This is a genomic window from Metabacillus arenae (genome assembly GCF_014773385.1).
GTDB lineage: Bacteria > Bacillota > Bacilli > Bacillales > Bacillaceae > Metabacillus_D > Metabacillus_D arenae.
Window position 1 is genome coordinate 16,972 of record NZ_JACXAI010000023.1, and the last position, 15,098, is coordinate 32,069.

At 38.0% G+C, this 15,098-nt stretch carries 11 protein-coding genes and 1 riboswitch; of the genes, 10 read left to right on the forward strand and 1 reads right to left on the reverse strand.

Annotation, left to right across the window (positions count from 1 at the left end; genetic code table 11):
- Positions 1-29: 29 nt before the first annotated feature.
- From IC621_RS16750 to IC621_RS16780, 8 genes are all read left to right on the forward strand, one after another.
- Positions 30-2,801 carry an alpha-mannosidase gene (locus IC621_RS16750; RefSeq protein ID WP_191159524.1) on the forward strand — a complete coding sequence of 924 codons (2,772 nt, stop codon included), beginning with the start codon at positions 30-32 and terminating at the stop codon, positions 2,799-2,801.
- 45 nt (positions 2,802-2,846) lie between these two features.
- A complete protein-coding gene (locus IC621_RS16755) occupies positions 2,847-4,148 on the forward strand; it encodes a glycoside hydrolase family 125 protein (RefSeq protein ID WP_191159526.1) in 1,302 nt (433 codons plus the stop codon).
- 122 nt (positions 4,149-4,270) lie between these two features.
- A complete protein-coding gene (locus IC621_RS16760; RefSeq protein ID WP_191159528.1) occupies positions 4,271-5,308 on the forward strand; it encodes a family 20 glycosylhydrolase in 1,038 nt (345 codons plus the stop codon).
- A gap of 26 nt (positions 5,309-5,334) precedes the next feature.
- A complete protein-coding gene (locus tag IC621_RS16765; RefSeq protein ID WP_191159530.1) occupies positions 5,335-6,207 on the forward strand; it encodes a sugar phosphate isomerase/epimerase family protein in 873 nt (290 codons plus the stop codon).
- 68 nt (positions 6,208-6,275) lie between these two features.
- Positions 6,276-7,652, forward strand: coding sequence for an alpha-L-fucosidase (locus IC621_RS16770; RefSeq protein WP_191159532.1), 1,377 nt, complete (start codon positions 6,276-6,278; stop codon positions 7,650-7,652).
- Between the two features lie 60 nt (positions 7,653-7,712).
- Positions 7,713-7,835, forward strand: a complete 123-nt coding sequence (locus IC621_RS26875; protein WP_263575993.1) for a hypothetical protein — start codon at positions 7,713-7,715, stop codon at positions 7,833-7,835.
- A gap of 21 nt (positions 7,836-7,856) precedes the next feature.
- Positions 7,857-8,921 carry a Gfo/Idh/MocA family protein gene (locus tag IC621_RS16775; RefSeq protein ID WP_191159534.1) on the forward strand — a complete coding sequence of 355 codons (1,065 nt, stop codon included), beginning with the start codon at positions 7,857-7,859 and terminating at the stop codon, positions 8,919-8,921.
- 501 nt (positions 8,922-9,422) lie between these two features.
- Complete coding sequence (locus IC621_RS16780) at positions 9,423-10,757, forward strand: FAD-dependent oxidoreductase (protein WP_191159536.1); 1,335 nt, start codon at positions 9,423-9,425, stop codon at positions 10,755-10,757.
- 322 nt (positions 10,758-11,079) lie between these two features.
- On the opposite strand, the gene prpE is transcribed toward IC621_RS16780, so the two are convergent.
- Positions 11,080-11,811, reverse strand: coding sequence for a bis(5'-nucleosyl)-tetraphosphatase PrpE (prpE, locus tag IC621_RS16785; protein ID WP_191159538.1), 732 nt, complete (start codon positions 11,809-11,811; stop codon positions 11,080-11,082).
- Positions 11,812-12,065: 254 nt separating this feature from the next.
- On the opposite strand from prpE, the gene IC621_RS16790 reads away from it, so the two are divergent.
- Together IC621_RS16790 and tenA are read left to right on the forward strand one after the other, a co-directional pair.
- The gene (locus IC621_RS16790) at positions 12,066-13,913 is read left to right on the forward strand and encodes a monovalent cation:proton antiporter family protein (RefSeq protein ID WP_191159540.1); all 1,848 of its coding nucleotides are present in this window, start codon (positions 12,066-12,068) and stop codon (positions 13,911-13,913) included.
- Positions 13,914-14,154: 241 nt separating this feature from the next.
- A riboswitch (TPP riboswitch) is annotated at positions 14,155-14,263 on the forward strand.
- 131 nt (positions 14,264-14,394) lie between these two features.
- Positions 14,395-15,084, forward strand: a complete 690-nt coding sequence (tenA, locus tag IC621_RS16795; protein WP_191159542.1) for a thiaminase II — start codon at positions 14,395-14,397, stop codon at positions 15,082-15,084.
- Positions 15,085-15,098: the final 14 nt, after the last annotated feature.

A 15,098-nucleotide genomic window follows, 5' to 3' on the forward strand; every position in this document is an offset into this window, starting at 1 on the left:
AGACATAAACAGGTTATGGAGGTTTAAAATTGGAAGCTAAAAAGTATATCCATATTATTTCCCATACCCATTGGGATAGAGAATGGTACTTGCCATTTGAGAAGCACCACGTCCTCTTAACGAAGCTGATGGATAAGCTTTTGGAGACAATGGAAAGCAACCCTGATTTTAAAAGCTTTCATCTTGATGGACAAACAATTATTTTAGATGATTATTTGCAAATTCGCCCTGAAATGAGGGAAAAGCTTCAAAAGTTCGTCAGAGAGGGAAGGCTCCATATCGGTCCTTGGTACATTTTGCAGGATGAATTTTTGACAAGCAGTGAAGCCAATATTCGCAATCTTCAATACGGAATGAACGATGCATCTCGATGGGGTGGCGTTTCAGAGGTCGGCTATTTCCCAGATTCATTTGGAAATATTGGCCAGGCACCCCAAATCTTAAGCCAGGCTGGAATTAACAATGCTGTCTTTGGAAGAGGTGTAAGGCCGACAGGGTTTAATAATACAGTCAGTGATGCAGATCATTATGAATCTCCTTATTCAGAAATGCTTTGGCGCTCACCAGATGGATCCTCTGTTCTCGGTATTTTATTTGCAAATTGGTACTGTAATGGAAATGAAGTACCAACAGATGAAAAAGAAGCACAAAAATATTGGAAGCAGCATATTCCATCCTTAGAAAAGTATGCGGCAACACCACATATGCTCATGATGAATGGCTGTGATCATCAACCTATACAATCAGATTTACCGAAAGCAATACAAGTTGCTGAAATATTATATCCGAATATCGAATTTGTTCATTCTAATTTTAATGATTATGTGGGCCAACTTGCTGAATCATTGCCGAAAAATTTAAAGATAATTGATGGAGAGTTGCGAAGCCAGCAAACAGACGGATGGGGTACACTTGTTAATACAGCATCAGCACGCGTTTATATTAAACAAATGAATCAACATAGCCAGACACTCCTAGAGAAGGTGGCAGAACCTTTGTCTGCATTTGCATATTTGCATGGAGGCAATTACCACCATCATTTAATGGAATACGCATGGAAGACATTAATGCAAAATCACCCGCATGACAGTATTTGTGGCTGCAGTGTGGATGAGGTTCACCGTGAAATGGTTACACGATTCGAGAAGAGTAATCATGTTGCTGAGATGATCATTGATGAAAGCCTCGAGTCCATTTCTAAAAATATTAATACAACGAGTTTTAACAAATGGGGAGAAAATGCGCTGCCATTTACGGTATATAACACGACTGGGTGGGATCGTACAGGCGTAGTTTCTATTACGCTAGATGTGAGAAGAAATTATTTCTCATCAGGAGTAAACAAACAAGAGCTTAAAGAATTTCCATTAGAAGAAAGAACATTAGTTGATGAAACTGGTACTGAATATAACTGTAAATTAGTAGACTTAGGAATCGCTTTTGATTATGATCTGCCAGAAGAAAAATTCCGCCAGCCGTATATGGCCAGGCGGGTTCACCTTACGTTTGAAGCGGAAAACGTTCCAGCTTTAGGGTTTAAGACATATGCATTGGTTTCTTCTTCAAAACATACGGATAATAGCTCCTTGATTGTGAATAAAAATGAAATGGGAAATAACTATGTAAACGTAAAAATTAATGAAAATGGTTCCTTAACTGTAACCGATAAAGCAAATGGACGTACATTTAAAGAACTATGTATATATGAAGATACAGGAGATATTGGAAATGAATACATGTATAGGCAGCCGAATGGTGAACAAGCACTAACAACAAAAGACTTAATTGCAAACGTTAACATCATCGAAGATACTCCATTCCAGGCAGCATATGAGATTGTGCATAAGTGGGAAATCCCGATAAGCGCATCAAAGTTATTAGATAAAGAGCAAAGAGAACTGGTCTGGTTTACTGGCAGAAAGTCTACACGCGCGAAGGAAAAGGTTCCATTTACAATCAAAACTGTTGTCACATTAACAAAGAACAGTAAGGGAATAAGCGTGAAAACATCTTTCAACAACCAAGCGAGAGATCATCGTCTTAGAGCATTGTTTCCAACAGATATTAAAACAGATGAACATCATGCCGATTCAATCTTTGAAATAGCAAAACGAACCAACGAACCGCCACAAGAATGGACGAACCCAGATCATTCACAGCACCAGCAAGCATTTGTTGATGTAAGGAATGATGTAGAAGGCCTAACTGTTGCAAATCTTGGATTAAATGAGTACGAAATTATTCGTGATGGCCGAAATACGATCGCGGTAACATTACTGCGGTCTGTAGGCGAACTTGGTGATTGGGGCTACTTCCCAACACCTGAAGCTCAGTGTTTGGGAGAACATTCAGTTTCATTTCGCATTTATCCACATAAGGGAAAAGCCGGTGCAACGAAGGCATATCAAGATGCGTATCAATATCAGGTACCTTGGTCATTGAAACAGACAGGTCTTCATGATGGGGAGTTGGCACCTCTGTACTCTTTTGTCCAGTGGGAATCTGCAAATCTAGCACTCTCTTCTATGAAAGTATCTGAACAGACTGGTGATGTCATGGTGCGCTGGTTCAATATGGCTGATGAAAACGATACTCTTATAGTCAAGTCTTCAGAAACTTTTAATCATGCATATAAAAGTAATGTGATTGAAGGAAAAGAGAAATCATTACATTTAGATGGCAATAATGCTGTTCAAGTCCCAGTTCGTAAGCATGAAATCGTTACAATTGGATTTGAAAAAATGAATCCGAAAAAAATTGTGCAAAAAGTGTACAGCTTGAAACAGGGCACAGCTTTTTAAATCGCCCATTATTATAAAACGACTAAAAAAGGAAGTAGGTACTTTATGCAAGGACAATTACCACGATCAATGAAAGCATTAATAGACGAGGTAAAAACATCATTCACTCATGATCCAAAAGTACAAGCGATGTTTGAAAACTGTTTTTCCAATACGTATGAAACAACAATTCGACCTCAAGATGATGGAACGACCTTTGTGATTACGGGTGACATACCTGCAATGTGGTTGAGAGATTCCGCTGCACAGGTTCGCCCGTATTTAATCCTTGCTGAATATGATGAAAAAATGGCTGACATGATTGAAGGTGTTATAAAAAAACAATTATCCTTCATTATCCATGATCCATATGCAAATGCGTTTAACGAAGAAGCAAATGGAAAACGATATCATGATGACAAGACAGAGATGACCCCCCTTCTATGGGAACGAAAATATGAAATTGATTCACTCTGTTATCCCATTCAGTTGTCCTATTTATTTTGGAAGTCAACCGGAAGAATATCTCAGTTTAATGAAATGTTTCAGGAAGCTGCTGAAAAAATAATTGAAATCTGGAAGACGGAGCAAAATCATGGAGAAAAATCCAACTATTTTTTTGAAAGGGATAACTGTCCCCCACAGGATACTTTATCCCATGAGGGGAAAGGGGCCCCTGTGGGCTACACAGGAATGACCTGGAGTGGTTTTCGTCCAAGTGATGACGCTTGTCAGTATGGGTACTTAATCCCTTCCAATATGTTTGCTGTAGTGGTCCTAAAACAATTGAAAGAAATAGCAGAAGAAGTTCTTGATGATAAAATTCTTGCAAAAAAAGCTTTTGATTTGGCGAATGAAGTTGATCAGGGTATTCAAAAATTCGGTAAAGTAGAACATCCCACTTATGGAACAATTTACGCCTACGAGACAGACGGACGTGGAAAATACAACCTAATGGATGATGCTAATGTGCCCAGTCTTCTTGCGCTTCCTTATTTAGGTTATTGCGATGCGGAAGATCCAGTTTATCAAAATACCAGAAATTTTATTTTAAGCTCTGATAACCCTTATTACTATCAGGGTAAGAGAGCTAAGGGGATTGGCAGTCCACATACACCTAAAGATTACATCTGGCACATTGCTCTTGCTATTCAGGGGATGACGGCATTAACAAATGAGGAGAAAGAAGAAATTCTTGAACTGTTTAAAAGCACTGATGCAAACACGAATCTTATGCACGAAGGATTTCATGTCGATGAACCAGAAAAGTTTACAAGACCTTGGTTTTCATGGGCCAATTCGATGTTCAGTGAATTTTTGTTAGGTAAATGTAATCTGTTTGTGAAAGGTAGTCCTTTAGCAAAGTAGCAAAAATGTCATAATGATAAACAAACATTTGTAAAAAGAAGTATATAACGACAACAATAAACTTGTGGGAAATAAGAAGCTTCATTTAAATTAATAGAAGTTTAATGGGGAGTGGACAAAAAATGAATGGAACAGAACCTGTACGCGCATTTCATTTAAGATTCGGGTCACATAACTTGGTTGATCCATTCAAGGAATTTATTGAAAAGGTATTGGCCCTAAAAGGAATAAACCATTTACTTTTGGAATGTAATACGTCTTTTGTATTTGAATCATACCCAGAAGTCACTGGTGGCACATTAACAAAGCAAGATGCAAGAGAAATTGCAGCAGTTTGCAAAAATAACGGGATACGACTTATCCCATTATTCCAATGTCTTGGTCACCAAGGGTGGGGCGGAGCACGTAATTCAATACTTAAAGCGTATCCTGAATTTGATGAAACACCGCATGTACCACTTGATGCAAAATGGCCTGAAATTTTTTGCAGAAGCTGGTGTCCGGAACATCCAGACGTTAATCAACTTGTATTTGAGCTAATGGATGAACTAATCGATGCTTTTCGTGCTGATGCATTTCATGTTGGTATGGATGAAGTTTATGAAATGGCGGATGATAACTGCCCTCGCTGCAAAGGGAAAGATAGAGCCGATCTATTTGCAAAGGCAGTTAATGATATGTACAGGCATTTAGTGAAAGATCGAGGTGTTGAAATGTTTATATGGGGAGATCGTTTAAATGATAGTGAAAAGATGGGCTATAACCAATGGGAAGGGGATACGTTTGGTACACATAAAGCAATTGATCTTATCCCTAAAGATATTGTAATTATGGATTGGCATTATGAAAAATTAGATGCCTATCCTTCCATTGGGAATTTTATTGAAAAAGGCTTCACTGTTATTCCTACCTGTTGGTTCAAAACAGATGCTGGATTGGATTTGTTAAAGGAAAGTAAACGGCAGGCTAAAGAACATGGGGCAGAAGGTAAACTGCCCGGTATGCTGGTGACATCATGGAACAACTGGGATAAAGAGTCTATCGAAAGATTTATTAATATGAATTCTAATTGTTTTGAATGTGATGAAAAATTAAACGAGCTCGATGAATTATATCGAACAATGGATGTAATAACGGAACAGTTAATGGAAAGAATGTAAATCTACTAAATTAGAGGTGGAGAAAAGTGAAAGTAGGATTAAGTACGTATAGTTTACTAGAAGCAGTAAAATCAGGAGAAATGGATGTATTAGATGTTGTCGAGTGGATTGCCGACAATGGTGGGGAACATATGGAAATTGTTCCTTATGGATTTACTTTAGTAGATAATTTGGAACTAGCAGATAAAGTGCGAGAAAAAGCAAAACAGGTTGGTATCGAACTATCAAACTATTCAATGCCAGCAAATTTTGTCCAAGCTACAAAGGAAGAATTTGAAGCAGAGGTTGCACGATTAAAGGAACATGTAAATCTTTTAGACCGGATGGGCATCAAACATATGCGCCATGATGTCACTGCATTTACATTACCACATGAGAAAATGACGATTCAATATTTTGAAAATAGCCTGCCGCAAATCATCGAAGGAAGCCGCCGTATCGCTGACTATGCAGCAAAATTCGGGATTACCTCGACCATTGAAAATCATGGAGTGGCTGTACAGCATAGTGATCGGGTCCAGCGCGTCCTGCAAGAAGTGGATAGACCGAACTTTAAAACGACATTGGATATAGGGAATTTCATGTGTGTAGACGAAAACCCTATTGTAGGTGTAAAGAAGAACCTTCCGTATGCATCTCTTGTTCATTTTAAGGATTTTTATTTCCGTCCTTATTATGAAGATCCAGGTGCAGGAAAATGGTTTAAAACGTCTAATGGTAATTTTTTAAGAGGTGCAATTGTTGGACAAGGTGATATTGAAATAAGAGAAATTGTTAAACTTATTAAAGATTCCGGTTATGACGGTTATATAACATTGGAATTTGAAGGAATGGAAGAATGCAGAGAAGCTTGTAAAATTGGCATGGATAATCTAAGACGTTTCTGGGATAAAGCATAATTCCTATAAAGTAATTTTTTAAGATTGAAATTATCATAGAGAAGTTAAAGTTGAAAAGGGATGAAAATATGACGATAGAATCGAAAGACCAAGAAGTAAATCATGGTGTCCATAATTATAGTGCTGAAGAAAAATGGTTCAAACCGAAAGACCCAGTGATTTTGGAACGACTCGAATGGTTTAAGGACCAAAAACTAGCCTTGATGATGCACTGGGGGCCTTATTCTCAACTTGGAGTTGTGGAATCATGGGCTCTAAGTGATAAGGATAGCGATTGGTCACGTACGGACATTGACTGGGAAGAAGATGGTGAGGAATTTAAGCGACAATATTTCGATCTAAATAAAACATTTAACCCGGTTCGATTTCAACCTGAAGTTTGGGCTGACCTAGCCGCAGAGGGTGGTTTTAAATATTTCATTTTCACGACGAAACATCATGATGGCTTTAGTATGTGGGACACGAAAGAGACCGATTACCGTATTACTTCATCAGAATGTCCTTTTCACAATCATAAGTATGCTGATATATGCAAGCATGTTTTTGATGCTTTTCGTGAAAAGGGCTTGGGGATTGCAGCATATTTTTCTAAGGCAGATTGGAATACACCATACTATTGGGCTCCCGGCATGGATCGCGGCAAGGAGATGTGGCGCGGTCCTTCATATGATCCTGATGAATACCCATGGTTATGGGAAAAGTTTGTGACCTTTACCCATAATCAAATTATGGAATTAATGTCCAAATATGGCCGTATTGATGTGTTGTGGTTAGATGCAGGTTGGGTCGGTAAAGGGAAACAGGACATTCGCCTCGGAGAAGTGGTGGAAAAAGCCCGTGAAATACAGCCTTGGTTGCTTACAGCTGACCGTACCATAGGCGGGGAGTTTGAAAACTATATTACTCCTGAACAGACGATTCCAGAAAGTCCGATGAGTGTACCATGGGAAAGTTGTATAACGATGGGGACTTCTTTTTCCTTTAAATATGAGGATAATTATAAGTCTACACGTGAAATTATACACACGTTGATTGAAATCATATCTAAAGGTGGAAATCTTGCATTAAATGTAGCACCTCAACCTGACGGACGTTTACCTGAGGGAGCAATTAAAAGGATAAAAGAGCTGGGCGTTTGGTTGAAAGTTTATGGTGAAGCCGTTTATGGCACACGTATTTGTGCACCATATTTCAAAGATGGCTTCGCTTTTACAAAAAAAGGTGAAACAGCTTACTGTTTCCGATTATATCAAGGCGAGGATGTTCGTTATAAGGATGAATATGTTTACATCCCTTATACTGAAAAGGTTCGTCGTATAGACATGCTAGGCTGGGAAGGAAATCTTGAATTTAGCCAAACCGAGGAAGGAATATCTGTAAGAATGCCAACATTGGAGGAAAAGCAAGAAAAGACTCCAATCGCTCATGTATTTAGGTTAAGATAACCAATCATGGTTTATTAGTATAAAGAACGGAAAGCATTACCATAAAATGGGGGAATTATAGTGAAAAGAGGTGTAGGAATTGTTAAAAGTAGCAGGGGTAGGAAGTTTGAGGGCTTAGAGGAATGTAAGCAAGAATCTAAAATCGGCATGGACAATGTTAAAAGAATTTGGGAAGAACTTTAAAAGGGAAAGGAGTTAACAAAAATGGGGAAAATAAAAATTGGTGTAATTGGAGCCGGATCAATTTCTGAAATGCACTTTGAATCCTATAAAAATAATAACGATGTTGAAATCTATGCTGTTTGTGATATTAATGAACAAAGAGCACAGGAAAAAGCAGAGAAATATGGAGCCCTGAAATATTATAAAAACTATCAGGATTTGCTAGGAGATTCAGAAGTTGATGCTGTCAGTATTTGTACATGGAATAACTCACATGCGGAAATTTCAATTGCTGCATTACATGCGGGGAAGCATGTTTTAGTTGAAAAACCATTATGTAAAACAATTGAAGAAGCTTATGGAATAGAAAAAGCTGTAAAGGAAAATAGCGAAAAAGTATTTCAAATAGGTTTCGTTCGCCGATTTGGCACAAATACTCAAGTATTAAAGAATTTCATTGACTCGGGTGATCTTGGCGAAATTTATTATGCAAAGGCATCCTGCATTAGAGCCCTAGGTAATCCTGGGGGATGGTTTGCTGATAAGGAAAGATCAGGCGGCGGACCTTTAATCGACATAGGTATTCACGTTATTGACCTGTGCTGGTATTTAATGGGGAAGCCGAAAGTCAAATCAATCAGCGGCAACACCTACAATAAATTAGGAAACCGCTCAAATATTGAAAACAAATCATTCTACAAAGCAGCAGATTATGATCCTGACAAGAATACGGTTGAAGACTTAGCAAATGCCATTATCCGATTTGATAATGGAGCCTCTTTAATGGTCGATGTCAGTTTCACTCTCCATGCAAAGGAAGAATCAATTGCTGTAAACCTATATGGTGACAAAGGTGGTGCAGAAATCGAACCGCGACTTCAAATTGTAACAGAAAAAAATAATACGATATTAAATTCTACACCACAAATTGATGCACTATCATTTGATTTTAATAAAGGATTCCAAAATGAAATTGATCATTTTGTAACATGTATCAAAGGTGAAGCCGAAACAATTAGTACTGTTCAAGACGGTGTAGAAATGATGAAAATATTGGTCGGGGTTTATGAATCTAGTGAAAAAGGAGCAGAGATTTCCTTTGATTAGCAAGTGAAGGGAGGCCCATTGTTCATGCTGTCGAAAAAGGGAAATTATGCTTTGCTTTCTAGATCTTATTATGGGTTGCATTTTAATAGGTAAACAACAGCTGTTTTGATTAAAAGAGAATGCCGATCTTTTCTATAGAAAGACCGCATTCTTTTTTGTTATTTGTGAAAGTTTTTGGTGAATAATCAATATTGCAATTTTTGAAGATATAATTGAAATTTCGAAGATAAATATGGGAAATCGAAGATGGGTTTGAAAAGTGATGGTTGCGTATGAACTAAAGAAAAGAAAAACAAGGGAAACATCCTGAAACCTATTCAAAAAAGGTATCAATAAGTATTTTATAATTATTTATTTCATTTCCTAATGAAATATGTGAAAAACTTCACAAAATCTATTGCATTCTAAACAGAAAAGATTATAATAAAGATAAGGAATGTGAAATACTTCACATATAATTGTGAAGTATTTCACAAACAAATTACAGGAGGCCATTTAACTATGAAAATCATTGTTATCGGCTGCACTCATGCTGGTACAGCAGCAGTTTCAAATATGAAAAGCTTATATCCTGACGCTGAAATTACAGTATTCGAAAAAAATGATAATGTTTCATTTTTGTCATGTGGAATTGCCTTGTATGTTGGCGGAGTAGTCGAAAAAGCAGAAAGTTTATTTTATTCTTCTCCAGAACAATTAGCCGAACTCGGAATCACTATGAAAATGAATCATGAGGTTATCCAGATTGATCGCACTAATAAGACAATAGGTGCTCGAAATTTAATGACAGATGAAGTGATAGAGGCTTCTTATGATAAATTAGTCATGTCAACAGGTTCATGGCCAGTCATCCCTCCGATTGAAGGCATCCGATTAAACAACATATTGCTCTCTAAAAATTATCAGCATGCAAACACCATTATTGAAAAAGCTAAGCATGCAAACAAAATAACAGTTGTTGGAGCAGGCTATATCGGGATCGAGCTAGTCGAAGCATTTCAGCATTATGGGAAAGACGTCACCTTAATCGACGGTGAAGAAAGAATCCTAAATAAATACCTTGACCCAGAATTTACAGATGTGATTGAAAGCAACTTATCTTCTAAGGGGATTTCGCTGGCATTAGGACAAACGGTTACGAAGTTCGAAGGTCAAGACGGACATGTATCAAAAGTTATTACAACTAAAGACGAGTATGAAACTGACCTTGTCATTCTTTGTATCGGCTTTAAACCGAACACAGAGCTTTTAAAAGGGCAAGTAGATATGCTTGAAAACGGAGCAATAGTCGTAGATGAATATATGAGGACAAGTGACAAAGATATTTTTGCTGCAGGAGACAGCTGTGCGATTACCTATAATCCCACTAAAAAGCCCGCCTACATCCCGCTGGCAACAAACGCGGTTAGAATGGGCACATTAGTTGCAAAAAACATTATGGAACCAACCATTCGCTACATGGGTACACAAGGTACTTCCGGTATTAAACTATACAATTTAAACATCGCATCTACTGGTGTAACAGAGACATCAGCTTCCTTTTTAAATATGAATGTGAAATCTATCACAATCAAAGAAAATGACCGCCCAGAATTTATGCCAGACTTCCATGAAGTTACATTGAAAGTCGTATTTGAAGAAAATACGCACCGAATCGTCGGCGCACAGGTCATGTCAGAAGTCGATGTTACACAAGCTGTCAACACATTGTCAGTCTGTATTCAAAACGAAATGACCATTGACGAACTAGGTTTTGTCGACTTCTTCTTCCAGCCGCATTACAACAAACCATGGAACTTCTTAAACCAAGCTGGTTTGCAGGCGATTGGTTCTTAATGATTGAAAAAGGCAAGGGAAGACCCTGCCTTTTTTCTTTTGATAGATCCAACTTGCTTGTACCTTTATCAGTTAAGATACGAGGGACAGTAACAAATTCGGAGATCCGGTATTTAATGGTGTTATATCGCTCATAATTCGAACTCTAATGGTAGTGTTGACTCGAAAAGCCGGGAATTCTCCTCATAAAAGGAGTTAATGTGAGAGAAATCTGACAGTTAGCTCATAAATCCAAAGGTTACACAAATACCACCCCATCAATACAGTCATTTGCAGCACCTGTCTTTTCACACTAATCACTACATGAACGCCAAATAAATCATCATTCCCGAAACCGAGATTCATCAAACGGCAATGAAGAAGGAACAGAAACGACTTCTTTTTCGGGATACCTTAAAGCAGACAATTTATTTCCGAATACGGAGCCTGTATCAATGTTTACCGTATTACCAACAAACCGAGCTTCTTTAACCGGTGTATGTCCATAAACGATCAACGGCTCCCCCTTGTATTCCAATGCCCAATCCCTTCTTTCCGGCCTGCCATTCTCAAGGGTTTTTCCGGTAATATCTCCATAAAGCACGAATGTTTTTATCTTTTTTCCCTGCTTTCCTATGTAATCCTGACGGATCCCCGCATGGGCAATGACTAGCCTTCCCTCGTCCAACACATGATATAAAGGAGAACTTTCATATAAATGGATAAAATCTGCGGAGATTTTCTTCCTGTTAGCTTGAGATAAAGCATTGAATTCAGCTACAGTTGTCTCTAAACCATGCTTGTGCTGAACCTTGTTTCCTAAAAAGAAACGGTACAGCTTATTGCAATGATTTCCTGGAACATAGTAGCCATGCTCTGACTTAATAATTTTTACAACAGCTTCAACAACTTTTAACGACTCAGGTCCGCGGTCAGTCAGGTCACCAACAAAAGCAAGCCTTCTGTTCATTGAATGAACCGGTACACCGCTGTCCCAATTGTAACCAAGCTTATTTGTAAGCTGATAAAATTCATGAAAGCAGCCATGAATATCACCGATTATATCTAGTTTCACTACAGTAACTCCTTCCGTCCATTTAATCTATTGATAAAACTTAACATATATTTAAAGAAAAAATTCAGCCTTTGGTGGTACCCTATATAAAGTTCCCCATTTCTAAAAAATCAAAAAGGTGTTTTTCTTCATTTTAAATTAAAAAGATGCTAAAATCCTAAATATGTTTTCAAAAGTAATGAAAATCACGAGCCAATATTAATAATGGGCGATATACCAAAAAGCTTCTAGTGAGAAGTGAGGAGGTTTATAAAATGGAACATTCAGCTTCAGTCACTTCGTTAGTAATTGTGATTATTGTCGCTTTTCTTACCCCCATTTTAATGCACCGATTCAGGATGAACTTTATGCCTGTTGTCGTTGCTGAAATTATTATGGGCTTAGTAATTGGAAAAAGCGGTTTGAATATTGTTGAACAGGATATGTGGCTTGAGACCTTATCTATGCTTGGATTTATTTTTCTCATGTTTTTAAGTGGTCTTGAGATTGATTTTACGGCGTTTGCAGGAGGGAAAAAGAAGGAAAAGCTCGAAAGCGGGAAAGACGCACCGAATACATTTATAGTATCTAGCATTATTTTTCTGGGAATATTTGCGCTCTCATTAGGATTATCTTATTTATTTGTATTAACCGGCTTCATTGAGAATGCCTTTTTAATGACATTGATTATTTCGACAATTTCACTTGGCGTGGTTGTGCCTACCTTAAAAGAAGCGAACATTATGAAGTCGAACATCGGCCAAATCATTTTGTTGGTTGCGGTGATTGCAGATTTAGTTACAATGGTTTTACTTGCTGTATTTGCGTCTATTTATGGCGGGGGAGACAGCAATATGTGGCTTCTTCTCATCTTATTTGGAGCTGGAGTAGGTCTTTATTTCCTCGGAAAAGCATTTAAAAACCGTTCGTTTATTGAAACAATGTCAAGGGGAACCGTTCAAATTGGTACGCGGGCAGTGTTTACCCTTATCATTGTACTTGTAGCGATTTCTGAAACAATCGGAGCGGAAAATATTTTAGGAGCTTTCCTAGCCGGAGTTCTCGTTTCATTGCTATCGCCGAACAAAGAAATGGTGCAAAAGCTTGATTCCTTTGGATACGGCTTTCTTATTCCGATTTTCTTTGTAATGGTTGGCGTCGATCTTAATATATGGTCGTTATTCAAAGATCCGATGATTCTACTGATGATTCCATTGCTTATTATTGGCCTGCTCATCTCTAAAATGCTTCCTATTTACTATTTGTCTAAATGGTATGATCAAAAAACGACGCTTGCATCAGGCTTCTTATTAACATCGACTTTGTCTCTTGTTATTGCGGCTGCAACGATTGGAGAACGTTTAGAAGTTATTGATAATCAAATGTCAGGTGTGTTGATTTTAGTAGCTGTTATCACAAGTATCGTTACACCGATTGGGTTCAAAAAGCTCTTCCCAGAGCGGCGTGTAGCATCAAAAAAACTTCGCATTTCCTTTATTGGTGCAAATCAAATGACGCTGCCAGTAACACGCGAGCTTGATCCAGGTTTATATGAGACAACTGTTTACCATACTCAGCAAGATAAAATTGATAAACAGATTGCAGAATCTCTATTTCAAATAAAAGAATTAACAGACTACTCTCTTGATACGCTTCAAGAGCAAGCTGTTTTTGATGCCGATATTGTTGTAGTTGCAACAGGTGATGAAGAAAAAAATGCAGACATTGCATCGTTTGCTAGAGAGGCAGAGGTAGAGCGGGTCATTGCAAGCATCGCTTCTCCAGACTTAGCTGATTCATTGAAGGAAAAGAACATTGATGTGTTTTCCGTCCTTTTATCAACAAAAACCTTACTTAGGGCACTTATTGAAGCACCTAGTGTCATGAAGATATTGACAAACCAAGAAACAACACTTTACCAAATCAACATGAACAATTCTAAATATGATGGGGTTATGCTGCGAAACTTCCCGTTCACAGGTGATGTCATATTTGTTCGTATTTTCAGAGGAAAGGATTCTATCGTCCCTCATGGAGATACAGAATTAAAAATGGATGACCGTTTAATTGTAACGGGCTCCAGCGAATATGTGACCGAGCTGAAGCGTGAGCTTCAATTTTAGTGTTGCAAGATTTCATCTGCATGGTAAACTTAAGAAGAGATTGATATTATAAATATTATTGCGATTAAAAAAATAATCATCACAGGTGTTACCTGAATCATATGAAGTTGGAGACACGAATGAGTGGCTATTGGCAACCTGCCAATTTTCATTAGTAAAAAGACTTTTATTAGCAAAAGGCTGCAATCTTTTAAAAAAGGCTTATATAAACGATGTGAATCTTACCTAAAACTAAATTAAATTTACCCACTAGGGGAGTCCTTGTTAAGGGCTGAGATGGAGGCGAAACCTCTAGACCCTCAAAACCTGATCTGGTTCAAACCAGCGTAGGGAAGTGGCTGCGGATCAACTTTATTTTTGATTAACGTAACCACTTTCCTATGGGAGAGTGGTTTTTTTAGTTTCCGAATGTTTAATTTGATTAAAGTATTACCACGTTAAAGTTTTCGTTCAAATTCTTTAATTGAAAGGGGAATTAATGATGGCAACATTTGCTGAAAAGTGTCGTATTCATTCTAATAAGTGGTGGCAGGAGAGCTTCAATCATCCTTTTGTAAAAGGGATTGGCGATGGGACTTTGTCATTGGAAGCATTTAAGTACTATGTTTTGCAGGATTCTTATTATCTCTCAAATTTTGCAAAAGTCCAATCATATGCAGGAGCAATGGCAGACGATTTGCACACGACAAACCGGATGGCTGCACATGCTCAAGGGACCTATGAAGCAGAGCTTTCCTTGCACCGGGAATTTTCAGAGCTGTTAGGTATTTCTAAAGAAGAGGTGGAGCAGTTTGAACCTTCTCCAACTGCATATGCATACACAAGCCATATGTACAGATCTGTACTTAGCGGAAAGATAGGAGAAGTCATAGCGGCTCTTCTCCCTTGCTACTGGCTCTATTTAGAGGTAGGAGAGCATTTGAAGACTTGCACTCCAAGCGAGCCTATTTTTCAGCAATGGATCGCTGCATACAATGGCGACTGGTTCAGGGAGCTTGTGGAAGAACAGATCCAGCGCCTGAATGAATTGGCTGAAGCAGCGTCAGAAAAAGAAAGAAGAAGAATGATGGATAATTTTTATAAAAGCAGCTATTATGAGTATCAGTTTTGGCAAATGGCTTACACTCAAGAAACATGGAAGCTCCATGGTAAATCTCCAGTAGAGAAATAGGCAAAGGGGGTGCT